Source organism: Streptococcus sp. HMSC056C01, from assembly GCF_001811305.1.
Taxonomy (GTDB): Bacteria; Bacillota; Bacilli; order Lactobacillales; family Streptococcaceae; genus Streptococcus.
The window spans coordinates 42,187-55,661 of the sequence record NZ_KV804209.1 but is presented as its reverse complement, the minus strand read 5'-3'; the positions used below and the strand labels follow the sequence as shown (position 1 = coordinate 55,661).

General features: G+C 40.5%; 13 protein-coding genes and 1 riboswitch. All 13 genes read right to left on the bottom strand.

Annotated features, from left to right (window positions below; genetic code table 11):
• Positions 1 to 27: 27 nt before the first annotated feature.
• The 13 genes from HMPREF2795_RS07305 to topA all read right to left on the bottom strand — a co-directional run bounded on the left by HMPREF2795_RS07305 (position 28) and on the right by topA (position 13,428).
• Complete coding sequence (locus tag HMPREF2795_RS07305; RefSeq protein WP_000813114.1) at positions 28 to 1,287, bottom strand: nucleobase:cation symporter-2 family protein; 1,260 nt, start codon at positions 1,285 to 1,287, stop codon at positions 28 to 30.
• Entirely contained in the window at positions 1,287 to 1,868 is a 582-nt protein-coding gene (locus tag HMPREF2795_RS07300) for a xanthine phosphoribosyltransferase (RefSeq protein ID WP_000770426.1), read from the bottom strand. The genes HMPREF2795_RS07305 and HMPREF2795_RS07300 overlap by 1 nt, the downstream gene beginning before the upstream one ends.
• 76 nt (positions 1,869 to 1,944) lie before the next feature.
• A riboswitch (purine riboswitch) is annotated at positions 1,945 to 2,041 on the bottom strand.
• Positions 2,034 to 3,017, bottom strand: a complete 984-nt coding sequence (gene guaC, locus HMPREF2795_RS07295) for a GMP reductase (protein ID WP_000931194.1) — start codon at positions 3,015 to 3,017, stop codon at positions 2,034 to 2,036. Its footprint overlaps the riboswitch before it by 8 nt.
• Before the next feature lie 293 nt (positions 3,018 to 3,310).
• Entirely contained in the window at positions 3,311 to 4,090 is a 780-nt protein-coding gene (locus HMPREF2795_RS07290) for an L-threonylcarbamoyladenylate synthase (RefSeq protein WP_000160518.1), read from the bottom strand.
• 27 nt (positions 4,091 to 4,117) lie between these two features.
• Entirely contained in the window at positions 4,118 to 4,711 is a 594-nt protein-coding gene (gene leuD / locus HMPREF2795_RS07285) for a 3-isopropylmalate dehydratase small subunit (RefSeq protein WP_000410647.1), read from the bottom strand.
• Positions 4,712 to 4,720: 9 nt separating this feature from the next.
• Entirely contained in the window at positions 4,721 to 6,103 is a 1,383-nt protein-coding gene (gene leuC / locus HMPREF2795_RS07280) for a 3-isopropylmalate dehydratase large subunit (RefSeq protein WP_000907589.1), read from the bottom strand.
• A gap of 3 nt (positions 6,104 to 6,106) precedes the next feature.
• Complete coding sequence (locus tag HMPREF2795_RS07275) at positions 6,107 to 6,376, bottom strand: DUF1294 domain-containing protein (protein WP_000772900.1); 270 nt, start codon at positions 6,374 to 6,376, stop codon at positions 6,107 to 6,109.
• Positions 6,373 to 7,410 carry a 3-isopropylmalate dehydrogenase gene (gene leuB / locus HMPREF2795_RS07270; protein WP_000162517.1) on the bottom strand — a complete coding sequence of 346 codons (1,038 nt, stop codon included), beginning with the start codon at positions 7,408 to 7,410 and terminating at the stop codon, positions 6,373 to 6,375. The genes HMPREF2795_RS07275 and leuB overlap by 4 nt, the downstream gene beginning before the upstream one ends.
• Positions 7,411 to 7,421: 11 nt before the next feature.
• Positions 7,422 to 8,984 (bottom strand): 2-isopropylmalate synthase, encoded by a 1,563-nt coding sequence (locus HMPREF2795_RS07265; RefSeq protein ID WP_001261090.1) that lies wholly within the window; start codon positions 8,982 to 8,984, stop codon positions 7,422 to 7,424.
• A 314-nt stretch (positions 8,985 to 9,298) separates the two neighbouring features.
• Entirely contained in the window at positions 9,299 to 9,955 is a 657-nt protein-coding gene (locus tag HMPREF2795_RS07260; protein ID WP_000461554.1) for an MmcQ/YjbR family DNA-binding protein, read from the bottom strand.
• A 43-nt stretch (positions 9,956 to 9,998) separates the two neighbouring features.
• Positions 9,999 to 10,631: a copper homeostasis protein CutC gene (locus tag HMPREF2795_RS07255; protein WP_000638817.1), complete on the bottom strand. Its 633-nt coding sequence runs from the start codon at positions 10,629 to 10,631 to the stop codon at positions 9,999 to 10,001.
• A gap of 93 nt (positions 10,632 to 10,724) precedes the next feature.
• Positions 10,725 to 11,084 (bottom strand): YbaN family protein, encoded by a 360-nt coding sequence (locus HMPREF2795_RS07250; RefSeq protein WP_045763427.1) that lies wholly within the window; start codon positions 11,082 to 11,084, stop codon positions 10,725 to 10,727.
• 256 nt (positions 11,085 to 11,340) lie between these two features.
• Entirely contained in the window at positions 11,341 to 13,428 is a 2,088-nt protein-coding gene (topA, locus tag HMPREF2795_RS07245) for a type I DNA topoisomerase (RefSeq protein ID WP_000179677.1), read from the bottom strand.
• Positions 13,429 to 13,475 lie beyond the last annotated feature (47 nt).

Sequence of the window (13,475 nt, the reverse complement as noted above, 5' to 3'; positions counted from 1 at the left end):
GATATTTCTATCGCTTCTCATTTATTTTTATTTTTTACGATTCAAAATAGCATTCAAGACGATGGCTACTGTACTTGCAATGACAATACCATTTGAGAAGAACATTTGTAATTCAGTCGGTAAAGTATTAAAGAGATTGCTTCCGTTTAATCCCACCCCAGCAGAGATAGAAACCGCTGCAATGAGGAAGTTGTGTTCATTGTGTTCGAAGTCTACACGCGCCAAGATTTGCATCCCTTGGAGAGACACGAAACCGAACATGACGAGCATTGCTCCACCAAGAACAGGGCTAGGAATAATCTGAGCCAAGGCACCAAACTTAGGCAAGAGACCGAGCAAGATAAGGAAACCAGCTGCGTAATAGATTGGCAAACGAGTACGAATACCTGAAAGTTTCACCAAGCCTACGTTTTGTGAAAATCCTGTATAAGGGAAGGTATTGAAAAGTCCACCAAGTAAGACAGCAAGACCTTCAGCGCGATAACCATTGCGGAGACGAGTGCTATCGATTGGATCTTTAGTAATATCAGAAAGGGCAAGATAAACACCAGTTGATTCTACCATAGATACAGTAGCGATGATACACATCATTACAATAGAAGAAATCTCAAATTGTGGAGCACCGAAGTAGAATGGAGTTGGGATATGAACTAGTGGAGCTTCTGCTACTGGAGAGAAGTCAACCAAGCCCATAGTAGCAGCAATAATGGTACCTGCAATCAAACCGATCAAAATGGAAATAGATTTGATAAATCCTTTGGTAAAGATATTAACCAAAAGAATAATGAGAACTGTAATCATTGCCAAAGCTAAACTTTGTCCAGTAGGTTTTTCAACGTTATTTCCCATATTTCCGATGGCAACTGGAATCAAGGTCAATCCGATAGTTGTGATAACAGAACCGGTTACGATAGCAGGGAAAAGATTGGCAACCTTAGAGAAGATACCAGAAATCAGGATAACATAAATCCCTGAAGCAATCAAAGCTCCAAACATAGCACCACTACCATGACTCTGACCGATCATGATAAGAGGAGCAACAGACTGGAAGGCTACCCCAAGAACAATAGGCAAACCAACACCAAAATGTTTATTGAGTTGCAATTGTAAGAGAGTTGCAACCCCACACATAAAGATATCTGTTGAGATAAGATAGGTCAACTGTTGAGCTGAATACCCTAAAGCACTTGCAATCATGATTGGTACCAGGATTGAACCTGAGTACATGGCTAGCAAGTGTTGCAAACCAAGAACGGCTGCCTGTGAGTGGTTTTCCTGTTGTTTCATTAGATATCTGCCTCCTTAAAGATAACTTTTCCATTTTCAAAACGCTCTAATCGCGCGAGTGATACTACTTGATGACCTGATTTTTCTAGCAGTTCACGACCATCTTGGAAGGATTTTTCAATCACAATTCCGATAGCTTCAACTGTAGCACCAGCCTGTTCAATGATCTGAATCAAACCTTTAGCTGCTTGACCATTAGCCAAAAAATCATCAATAATCAATACTTTATCTTGAGGAGATAAGAACTTACCTGCAATAGATACGGTACTAGTTACTTGTTTAGTGAAAGAATAAACCTCAGCAGTCAAAATTCCTTCATTCATCGTAATATTTTTTGCCTTCTTAGCAAAAATCATAGGTACATCTAACTGTTCAGCCACATAAAGGGCTGGGGCAATTCCTGACGCTTCAATGGTCACGACTTTGGTAATACCAGCATTTTTAAAATGCTCTGCAAAGGTACGACCAACCTCGCGCATCAAGGAATAATCAACTTGGTGGGTCAAGAAGGAATCCACCTTAAGAATATTCTCACCAAGGACGTTTCCGTCCTTTAAAATTCGTTCTTCTAATAATTTCACAATAACCTCCGAAATAAAAAGAGACTTACCAAGTAAGCCTCTAGGAAACAAAGAAATAGATTTAACACCTATCCTTTTATCTCTGCAGCTTACTCATTGTTAGGTATTTACGGTACCTTGTAGAAACGCCACGCCAATTCGTGGCATAAATAAGTAATAGTAATATTAGTGAGCGTCACCATTCCAGATAGAGTTTTTCACAATGACATAGTCAACGTGACGAAGATCAGCTACCTTTCGACCTCCAGCATAAGAAATCGAACTTTGCAAATCTTGTTCCATCTCTGTTAAGGTATCTTGCAAATGTCCTTTGGCAGGAAGAAGAATTTTCTTACCTTCGACATTCTTATAAGCACCTTTTTGGTATTCTGAGGCTGAACCATAGTATTCTTTAAATTGTTTACCATCAACTTCAACTGTTTTACCAGGACTTTCGATATGCCCTGCAAACAGTGAACCAATCATGACCATGCTCGCACCAAAGCGGATTGACTTGGCAATATCACCATGTGTACGGATACCACCATCGGCAATAATCGGTTTACGCGCAGCTTTAGCACACCAGCGAAGGGCTGCTAACTGCCAACCACCAGTACCAAAACCAGTTTTTACCTTAGTAATACATACCTTACCTGGACCGATTCCGACCTTAGTAGCATCTGCACCAGCATTTTCAAGTTCACGCACGGCTTCTGGAGTACCAACATTACCAGCGATGACAAAAGTATCAGGTAATTCTTTCTTGATGTGCTGAATCATTGAAATCACGCTGTCTGCATGACCATGAGCAATATCAATGGTGATGTACTCTGGTGCATCAGCCTTTAATTGACTCACAAAATCATACTCGTAGTCTTTAACACCTACCGAGATTGAAGCAATCAAGCCCTGATCGTGCATACGTTTGACAAAAGGAATGCGTCCTTCTTCATCAAAACGATGCATAATATAGAAATATCCACCCTTAGCAAGTTGTTCAGCAACATTTTCATCTAGGATTGTTTGCATATTGGAAGGAACAACTGGTAATTTAAAGGTATGCTTCCCTAAAGTTACCTGCGTGTCAGCCTCTGCACGACTTTTAAGAACACACTTGTTAGGGATTAGCTGAATATCTTCATAGTCAAAGATCGGAAATTCGTTTAACATATTTCTCTCATTTCTCTTGTTTAGACCTTCCTAAAGTTAGGAATAGCCTCGTCTTTTCCAGACAATTACTCTAACAAGTTTACAATAATGTCCGTGTTTTGTCAATTGTAATGACCGAAAACAAATAATGTTCGTGTTTATAATTCTTGATTTAGATAATAAGTAGACATTTAGATACCTTATGTCTGAAATTTCACTGCCTTAATGATACCTTCTATAAAATGTTTTTGAAGATTAAAAAAAGCCCAGCGTAGAGGCTTTCTCACCTCTTAACACTAGACTTATTTCTTATTTTAATAATACTCACCTTGACGATAATCCCATGAGTTAAAGGTATCTGACAGGTGCATCATGATTTTATCAATGTCAAGCCCTTTACGAATCACAACTGGTGCCGGAGAAGTTGAACGTGCTCCACCTTGTTCTGGAATGAGTTTGCCGTCTTTATCGACCATAGACACCATCACGCCCTGTTCATAGCGTGTTTCAACTGTTTTATCTGGCTGGATAGATGCAACATAGTCGTCTGCTTCAATAACAAGATCCACTGCTCCTTCGATACGTTCACCGATTCCTTCAATCTTACCTCGATTTCCTTTTCCTGAAGGGTTTGCAGATGAAGCATATACCATTTTGCCTTCTTCCCAAAGTTTGGCAGCTAATTGTTCACCAGCTTTCCCAAACTTGATAACAAAACAGCTAGTTCCACGCACATCGGTCATGAGTTCTTCACGACCATCACCGTAAGCTTTCAATTTTTCAAAGGCTTCTGGTTTCCATGGAAGGATACAACCAAGAAGAATGTCTTCATCCCAATGTTTTTGATAGAAGGCTTCGATTTCAGGATTTAGCTGCGCTAAAGCGCGAAGCTCATCCATGCTACCACAGAGAACTACTCCTGGTTTATTACGATTACGTTCTTTGGCTTCAAACTTGCGCTCAAGTCCTGCCTTGTCGCTAGTCATGATGATGTAACCAACTTTTGTAGGGCAAACGATACATCCGCCCTCACCTTTTAAGATTTCATAGCCTTCTTGTGAAAGTGTTCCGTTCCATTGAATGTGTTTTGTCATAGTTCTATTTCCTTTTCTATATTTATTCTAATCCTGCCAATAGGCTGGGCGTTGTTTTTCATATGCAGCAATCAAGTCTTCATACTGCAAGGTAATACCGATATCATCCAAACCATTTAAGAGCTTGTGTTTCCATTCGCTATCGATTTCAAAGGAGAATTCTCCAATAGGTGAGATGATTTTTTGTTGTTCCAAGTCAACCGTCACTTGGTCAGTTGGTTGGAGCTGGGCGAGTTTTTCTCTAACTTCCCTAGGTTGAATAATAGGCAACATACCATTATTGAGTTCATTATTGTAATGAATATCTCCAAAAGATCCTGCAATCACGACCTTAAAACCGTAGTCTGCTAGTGCCCATGCTGCGTGCTCTCTAGAAGATCCAGCCCCAAAGTTATCCCCTGAGATGAGGATAGTCGCCTTGCGATATTCAGGTCGGTTAAAGACAAAGTCTGGGTCCTCAGTATACCGATCATCCAGATAACGCCAAGCATACATGAGGTACTTACCAAATCCTTTCTTATCAATTAACTTGAGAAACTGCTTGGGTAGGATTTGGTCGGTATCAATATTATCATTCATAAGAGGAACCGTTGTTCCTGTATAAACTGTAAATTTTTCCATATCCTCTCCTTACTGGGCTTCAGGCATTTTCCGAACATCTACGAAACGTCCCTCGATAGCTGCCGCAGCTGCCATTGCTGGACTACAAAGATGGGTCTTCGCTCCAAATCCCTGTCTATCTTCAAAGTTACGATTGCTAGTTGAGGCGCAGTGAACACCATCTGGTACCTTGTCAGGATTCATTCCTAGGCACATGGAGCAACCTGGGTCTCTCCACTCAAAGCCTGCATCTTGGAAAACCTTATCCAAGCCCAACTTTTCAGCAGCTCGCTTGACTGGTCGAGAACCAGGTACCACGATTGCTGTCAGGTTGGGAGCAATTTTCTTCCCTTCGACAAATCGCGCTGCCAGTTGCAAATCGCTAAGTCGAGCATTGGTACAAGAACCAATAAAGACATAGCCTAGTTGGATATCTGCTGGTTTCTGACCTGGTTGTAAATCCATGTAATGATAAGCACGTTCATCATTCATATCCTTTATTTCTGGGAAGCTACTATCAAAGTCAACACCCATAGCTGGATTGGTGCCCCAGGTCACCATAGGAGCCAATTCTGAAACATCCATACGGATAACCTTGTCATAGACGGCATCGTTATCACTAACCAGCCTTTTCCAGTCAGCAACTGCTGCGTCAAAATCCTTTGGAACACACTCGCGCCCCTTAAGATAGTCATAGGTGGTTTGGTCTGGATTCATAATTCCCATCTTGGATCCAAACTCGATAGACATATTGCAGATGGTCATTCGCTCTTCCATGCTCAAAGCATCAATAGCCTGACCTCGATACTCCACCACGTAGCCAACACCACAAGCAACACCGTACTTAGCAATCAAGGCTAAAATGAAATCCTTGGAATAGACTCCTTTTTGAGGAACTCCTGTGAATTCCACCAACATTTTCTTGGGTTTGACCTGCCAAATGGTTTGAGTTGCAAAGACATGTTCAACCTCACTAGTTCCAATTCCAAATGCAATCGCTCCAAAGGCTCCATGGGTTGCTGTATGGCTATCACCACAGACGATGAATTTTCCTGGTTGTGTTCGTCCTGTTTCTGGACCAACCATGTGAACGATGCCCTGTTTTTCAGAACCATGGGCCGCATGTTCAATCCCGAATTCCTCAACATTTTCTGCCAACTTATCAATTTGAGCCTTGGATATCACATCTCGAATATCGTAGATATTAACTGTCGGTACATTGTGGTCAAAGGTCCCAAATGTCAAGTCTGGTCGTCTCAATCTGCGTCCTGCGTCTCGCAATCCTTGAAAAGCCTGAGGACTGGTCACCTCGTGAATATAGTGTTGATCCACATACATAAGCTGAGGTTGTCCCTCTTCTCCTGTGATCACATGGAGGTCCCATAATTTATCAATAATTGATTTTCCTGCCATTCATTACCTCCATACAAAATATAAAGCTACTAACGTGGTCACCATTCCTAGAAACCAAACTGTTTTAAAATACCATTTTCTAGTCTTGTGATGAAAAGTGAGTCCTGCCAACCAGGCCCCAAAACCACCACAAAAAAATGCAAATGATAATAAATATTTTTCTGGGATTCGCCAATCACCTCTTTTGGCTTTAGATTTATCAATGCCATATATCAAGAAAATGATGAGATTCCAAATCAGGAGGGCAAAAGTAATTCCTTCGTTTAGTTTCATAGTCTTGCGATAATGGCTTCTGTCATTTCCTTAGTCGAAGCCTGTCCTCCTATATCTCTTGTTAAAATTCCAGCAGCTAAAGTTTCTTCTACAACATGTTCGATACGCTGCGCATCCTCATAACGTCCAAAGCTATCTCGCAACATCATAGCGACTGATAAAATCATGGAAATAGGATTGGCAATGCCTTGTCCAGCAATATCAGGTGCTGAACCGTGAATCGGTTCATAAAGACTCGGACCATCTTCAGAGTGGCTGGCTGATGGCATAACCCCGAGTGTACCAGATAGAACGCTTGATTCATCAGATAAGATATCTCCGAAAAGATTCTCTGTCACGATAACATCAAACTTAGCTGGATTTGTAATCATGAGCATGGCAGCTGAGTCGACCAACTGGTGTTCCAAAGTTACATCTGGAAAATCTTTTGCGACTTCATCAGCAACTCTCCGCCATAGTTTTGATGTTGCCAAAACATTTTGCTTATCGATACTGGTAACAACTTTTCTCCGACTTCTTGCAATTTCAAATGCCTTACGAATAATTCGTTCTACTTCCTCATAACTATAATCGTTGATATCACGCGCTTTTTTTTCTTCAAGAATATGATCACCAAAGTAAATTCCTCCTGTCAACTCACGTACTACTACAAAGTCAACACCAGTTATTCGTTCTGGCTTCAGAGGTGACAAATGCTTGAGACTCTCAAAGATTTTAACCGGACGAATATTGGCATAGAGATTAAGTTCCTTTCGAAGGGCCAGAAGCCCTTGTTCGGGTCGAACTGGAGCATCATCATACTGAGGACTACCGATTGCAGCGAGTAGAATAGCATCCGCTTCTCTAGAAGCCTTGAGCGTTTCGTCTGGCAAGGGATGTCCTGCAGCATCAATACCAGCCCCTCCAAAAGGTCGTCTGTCTATCTCGTAGTCAAAGCCTGTTTTTTCAGATATAGATGCTAGAACTTCTAAACCAGCTTCCATGATTTCTGGGCCGATACCATCACCTGCTAGGGCCACTATTTTCTTTGTCATAGCTTTCTCCTTTATACGGTAGGCATGTCGCGATAGGAAACTGTTGTTCCCATCTCACCAGTATTCTCTTTTTGAACAAAGGTATTGGCATTAATGTAGGCAATAGCCGAAGCCTTCAACACATCGAAATCAAGTCCAGCTGCGTTAAAGATAGTCTCTGTATCTCTGTTTTCAACAGTTACCAATACACGTGCCTGGGCATCAATCCCATCAGTTACCGCATCAATCGTATAGGATACCAAGCGAACAGATTGATTAAAGAATTTATCAATAGCGTTGAAAATAGCTTCAACAGAACCTTGACCTGTCGCATTAAATTCAACTTTCTCACCATCAAAATTAGCTAATCTAACTGTCGCTTCAATATCATTTTCAGAATGGGTTTGAAGTTGCAAGTCATCAAAGTGGAAGCCTTCTGGATTTTCAACCATGGTACCAGCTACCAGAGCTCGAATATCAGCATCTGTGATTTCTTGCTTTTTATCTGCCAAGGCCTTGAACTTAGCAAAGAGTGGCTTGATATCTTCGTCTGTAAAGTCTAGGGCTAGCTCTCTCAGTTTTTCAACAAAGGCATGGCGACCAGACAATTTACCAAGCGGAAGACTATTGCTCTTGGCACCAACCAATTCAGGTGTAATGATTTCATAAGTGAGAGGATTTTTAAGAACACCGTCTTGGTGAATACCTGATTCGTGAGAGAAGGCATTTCCTCCAACAACCGCCTTGTTTTTTGGAACTGGAATTCCTGAGAAGCGAGAGACCATTTCGGACGTATTAATTGTTTCATTTAGGACGATACTTGTCTCTGCTTGGTAATAATCTTGGCGAATATTGAGGGCCACCGCTATTTCTTCTAAAGCAGCATTCCCAGCTCGTTCTCCAATACCGTTAATGGTTCCTTCAACACGCCCCGCACCATTCTTAACAGCAGCAAGGCTATTTGCAACTGCCATTCCAAGGTCATCGTGACAGTGAGGTGAATAGATAATCTGACGGTCGGTTTTAACATTATCAATCAGATACTTGAAGATATTCCCATATTCCTCTGGTGTGGTAAAACCAACCGTGTCAGGAATATTGATATAGGTTGCACCTGCGTCTACCGCTGTTTGAACGACTTGTAAGAGGAAATCCAGCTCAGTTCTAGTCGCATCTTCAGGAGAGAATTCTACCACTTCAAATTTACTACATGCATAGGAAACATGCTCTTTAATAGCTTCCAATATTTCCTCTTTGCTTTTATTCAACTTAAATTCACGATGAATAGGACTAGTAGCGATAAAAACATGGATTTGTGGATACTTAGCTTCCTTCAGTGCTTCATAACAAGCGTCAATGTCTGATTTAACAGAGCGAGCTAAACCAGTCACCGCTGTTTTCTTCAAGACTTTTGCGATTTCCTGAACTGCAGTAAATGAGTCTGGACTAGCTGCTGGAAAACCAGCTTCAATTGCCGAAATTCCCCATTTTTCCAGTTGTCTTGCAATGGCAATCTTTTCCTTGATCGAAAAATTAACACCTGGTGTCTGCTCACCATCTCGAAGGCTAGTATCTAGAAATTCAACTGTTCTCATAAGATTTCCCCTTTTCTAAATTCGGTTTTAAAAAAACATCTCGCTCGGAGTTCCAAGCGAGATGTTGATTTACTCCCGCTTGGTAAGCCAAACAGGACTAATGCTTTTGCACTAGTCCGAGTACCTCAACAACAAAGCAAATTGATTAAACTTAGCTGTTTTCATGTTTGACTTTCTCCTTCGTTTGATATCTTGTTTAGTATTTTAGCATAGGAAAAAACACATGTCAAGAAAAAATCCAATATTTTCTGAAAATTTCTTCAGTAAAGAATATTTTGCTAATTGAAAGTATTTGAAAAATCAAGTAAATCTAATTACTTTTTCAAGGTCAAGTTCCAACTTTTTTCGATCAATTCTAGCAGCTCTTCATCTGATAAACTGTCATCAAGTGGCACACTTATCCAATAGCGCTTGTTCATATGAAAGGCTGGATAAATCCCTTTTTTTACCAACAAATCAGATACTTGATCATGTTTGAGATTGACTGCTTCCACTAGTCCTTCTCTGCCCTTTTCAAGCTTATCCCAAGAGATTTTCATCAAAACAGCATACCACTTTTGATTGCCCTCATGGCGCAAAACAGCTGTATCAGGGGATTTCTCCCATAGATATTCCAATTGATTTCCATACTTTTCTTGAACGAGTGCCATGATTCTCTTGGTCTGAGGACAGAGAAATCCCTGCACGTCAAAACAGGCCTTTCGAATGTCATAAAGAACTTCTAAACAAGCCTCTCGAACAGTTCCAACAAACGTACCTCTCATACTGGTCATATGAACTTGAGGATAAAGATCGCCAGTTTCTTGGTCATAAACTTGAAAACTTAAGTCTCCATCCTCAACTGTAACCATCATGAGAAAATCTCCGTGCAAGATAGTCGAACTATGGTTCCATACGCCTTGATTTTCTACAAATCCATACTCTTTAGCCTTTTTACTATTAAACTGATAAGCTTTAAAAATTTCAAACATAAGCGAAAACTACTACCAAAAGCTAGCAGTTCCTTTCTATTTATTAAAAGACGACCTTAGTTCCATGTAATTGTGTCACACCCAGTTGGTCAATAAAGGTTTGACGGTTATCCATGTCAATCCCTCCACCAGGTAAAATTTCAATTTTTCCTGCAGCGTGTTCTAGAATTCTATGATAATGAGCAAATCGTTTCTCTAACGAATCTCCAGATACACCAGCTCTCGTCAAGATACGTGTCACTCCAGCTTGACTAAGCCAATCAATAGCTTCAAGTTGATCTTGGTCACTTAAGTCATCAAAAGCCATATGGAAGACAATCTCCATATCTTTAGATGCAGCGATCAACTTTTCAAGGTTGGCCATATCCAATTTCTTATCTGCTGTTAAAGCACCGAAGACGACCCCTTGGCTACCTGCCTGAGCAGTTAGACGAATATCCTCGAGCATAATAGAAATCTCGAGGTCATTGTAAACAAAGTCGCCACCACGTGGACGAATCATAGTCATAATAGTCGTATCGTAGTTAGTTGCCAGCTCAACAGCTGCCTTAGTTACTCCATAACTTGGTGTCGTTCCACCAACAGCTAAATTATCACAGAGCTCAATACGGCGAGCTCCAGCCTGCATAGCCTTTTCAAGCAAGGTTACATTTTCAGCACAAAATTCGTAAATCATTTGATTCTCCTTGAAGATTACTTTAAATTTATTATATCATATTATTTCGAATATGTTTTTGTTTTTATCAAGGAAAATCGTTACTTATTAAAGCTATTCTTTATCAGGAATCACCTTGAAAAGATAGTAGGTGATAAAGATGGTTAAACATCCCAGACCGATTTTTACTGGCAAAAGCGGAGCGAAATAAATGGAAATTCCCATTAAGATATAAATCGATACAATAATTTTTTTCTTACGTTCACGCGCAATAGACTTGGTCTCACGAAAGTCCGCCACGTAAGTCTGATAAAGTTTGGTATGATAAAGCCAATCTTCAAAACGCTTGGAACTTCTGGAAAAACAAGCAATAGACAACAAAAGAAAAGGAGTCGTGGGCAACAAGGGCAAGACAACTCCAACAATAGCCAGAGCTAATGACAGAAATCCAATAATCAGATAGATAATACGCATAACTTCTCCTAGTTAATACTCTTCGAAAATCTCTTCAAACCACGTCAGCGTCGCCTTACCGTATATATGTTACTGACTTCGTCAGTTCTATCTACAACCTCAAAGCAGTGCTTTGAGCAACCTGCGGCTAGCTTCCTAGTTTGCTCTTTGATTTTCATTGAGTATAAAATAATCTTCTTCTAGTTTCGCATACAATGATGAATTTTGTCAAGCACTAATCAAAAGAGCCTGAAATTTACTTTCAGGACTCATTTTTTTATTTGATTTTTTCTTCTTCGTAATCACCATTGCTACAAACGATCTGCTTACCGCCACCACGGACTTTTTTCTCCATGAGGAAGTTGCCACATTTTGGACAATCTCGTCCAACAGGCTTGTCCCAAGAAGTGAACTCACACTCTGGATAGCGATTGCAACCATAAAAGATACGATTACGCTTAGTTTTTCGTTCAATAATCTTACCTTGATGACAGCTTGGACACTCAACACCAATCTCTTTCACGATAGCTTGTGTATGACGGCAATCTGGGAAATTGCTACAAGCATAGAACTTACCAAAACGACCAAGTTTAATGACCATCGGACTGCCACACTCTTCACAATCAAATCCTGCTGGCTCATCCTTGATTTGGATTTTTTCCATTTCCTCTTCGGCTTTGGCAACCTCTTTAGAGAAGGGTTTGTAAAATTCATCAATGACTCGTTGCCACTGCTCTTTTCCAACTTCGACATCATCCAGTTTACCTTCCATTTCAGCTGTAAAGGTTACATTGACGATATCTGGGAAGTATTCAACAATCAGTTTATTGACAATTTCTCCCAATTCTGTCGGTTCAAAACGCTTGGCTGCCAAACGCACATAATAACGCTTTTGAATGGTTTCAATAGTGGGTGCATAAGTTGATGGACGTCCAACACCATTTTCTTCCAAGGTCTTAATCAGTGTTGCTTCCGAATATCGAGCTGGTGGTTGAGTGAAGTGCTGCTCAGGTTTACTATTGACCTGCTTGACGACATCACCAACTGCCATATCCGGCAACATCTTATTCTTATCTGAATCATTGTAAATAGCCAAGTAACCATCAAATTTAACCTGACTACCATTCGCTGCAAATTGAACTCCATTTTGAGAGAGCTTCACAGCCATGGTATCAAAGATAGCACCCGTCATCTGACTCGCTACAAAGCGATTCCAGATAAGGGTATAAAGCTTAAGTTGGTCTTTATCCAAATACTTAGCAATTTTTTCTGGCGTGTTAAAGACACTTGATGGGCGGATAGCCTCATGGGCATCCTGTGCACCAGTCGCATTCTTTACCTTGCTGCCATGCTTAGAATACTTACTGCCAAAACGTTCGTTAATGTAGTTTGCAGCTTCATTTTGAGCAACTGGACTGATACGAGTCGAGTCTGTACGCATATAGGTGATCAAACCTTGGACGCCCGTACCAATATTAATCCCTTCATAGAGTTGCTGGGCAACCATCATGGTCTTTCGAGTACGGAAATTAATTTTATTAGCTGCATCCATCTGCATAGTTGAGGTAGTATAAGGGAGTGGAGCGTTTCGTTTGCGTTCTTTTTTATCCACCTGATCCACTCTAAAGTCTTTGCTGGTCAGGTGAGACAAGACTTCTTTGACCTCTTCATTGGTAGCCAATTTCATCTTCTTGCCATTCATTCCATAGAAGGATGCTTGGAATTGCTTAGTGCCCTTTTTGAAGACTCCATCAATAGTCCAATATTCTTCTGGTTGAAAAGCATTGATCTCATTTTCACGGTCAATGATTAACTTGAGCGCAACAGACTGAACACGGCCAGCTGACAAGCCCTTCTTGACCTTTTTCCATAAAATTGGTGAAATAGAATAACCTACCAAGCGGTCCAAGACACGACGGGCTTGTTGGGCATCCACCAAATCCATATCAATCTTACGAGGTTCTTTAAAGGCATTTTTTACCGCATCCTTGGTAATCTCGTTGAAAACAACACGGTTAGCATCATTTTCATCTAGATTAAGAATATGAGCTAAATGCCAAGAAATTGCTTCTCCTTCGCGGTCCGGGTCACTTGCGAGAAAGACTTTATTGGCTTTTTTCGCTTCTTTTTTCAAGTCATTGATCAGAGGACCTTTCCCACGAATATTGATATATTGGGGTTCATAATTATTTTCTACATCGACTGACATACTGGATTTTTTCAAATCACGAATATGACCAACACTGGCTAAAACCTTATAATTTCTACCCAGGTATTTTTCAATCGTTTTAGCCTTTGCAGGCGACTCCACGATTACTAGATTTTTTTTAACTGTTGATTTTTTTTTCTTTGTTGCCGTAGCCACAGTATCACACCTTTTCAAAGTAATAAACTTTATAAAGTGTAAACCAT

Coding starts and splice junctions, on each gene's coding strand:
- HMPREF2795_RS07305 (WP_000813114.1), bottom strand. CDS start 1,287: ATGAAACAACAGGAAAACCACTCACAGGCAGCCGTTCTTGGTTTGCAA.
- guaC (WP_000931194.1), bottom strand. CDS start 3,017: ATGTTAAACGAATTTCCGATCTTTGACTATGAAGATATTCAGCTAATC.
- HMPREF2795_RS07290 (WP_000160518.1), bottom strand. CDS start 4,090: ATGACAAAACACATTCAATGGAACGGAACACTTTCACAAGAAGGCTAT.
- leuD (WP_000410647.1), bottom strand. CDS start 4,711: ATGGAAAAATTTACAGTTTATACAGGAACAACGGTTCCTCTTATGAAT.
- leuC (WP_000907589.1), bottom strand. CDS start 6,103: ATGGCAGGAAAATCAATTATTGATAAATTATGGGACCTCCATGTGATC.
- HMPREF2795_RS07275 (WP_000772900.1), bottom strand. CDS start 6,376: ATGAAACTAAACGAAGGAATTACTTTTGCCCTCCTGATTTGGAATCTC.
- leuB (WP_000162517.1), bottom strand. CDS start 7,410: ATGACAAAGAAAATAGTGGCCCTAGCAGGTGATGGTATCGGCCCAGAA.
- HMPREF2795_RS07265 (WP_001261090.1), bottom strand. CDS start 8,984: ATGAGAACAGTTGAATTTCTAGATACTAGCCTTCGAGATGGTGAGCAG.
- HMPREF2795_RS07260 (WP_000461554.1), bottom strand. CDS start 9,955: ATGTTTGAAATTTTTAAAGCTTATCAGTTTAATAGTAAAAAGGCTAAA.
- HMPREF2795_RS07255 (WP_000638817.1), bottom strand. CDS start 10,631: ATGATTTACGAATTTTGTGCTGAAAATGTAACCTTGCTTGAAAAGGCT.
- HMPREF2795_RS07250 (WP_045763427.1), bottom strand. CDS start 11,084: ATGCGTATTATCTATCTGATTATTGGATTTCTGTCATTAGCTCTGGCT.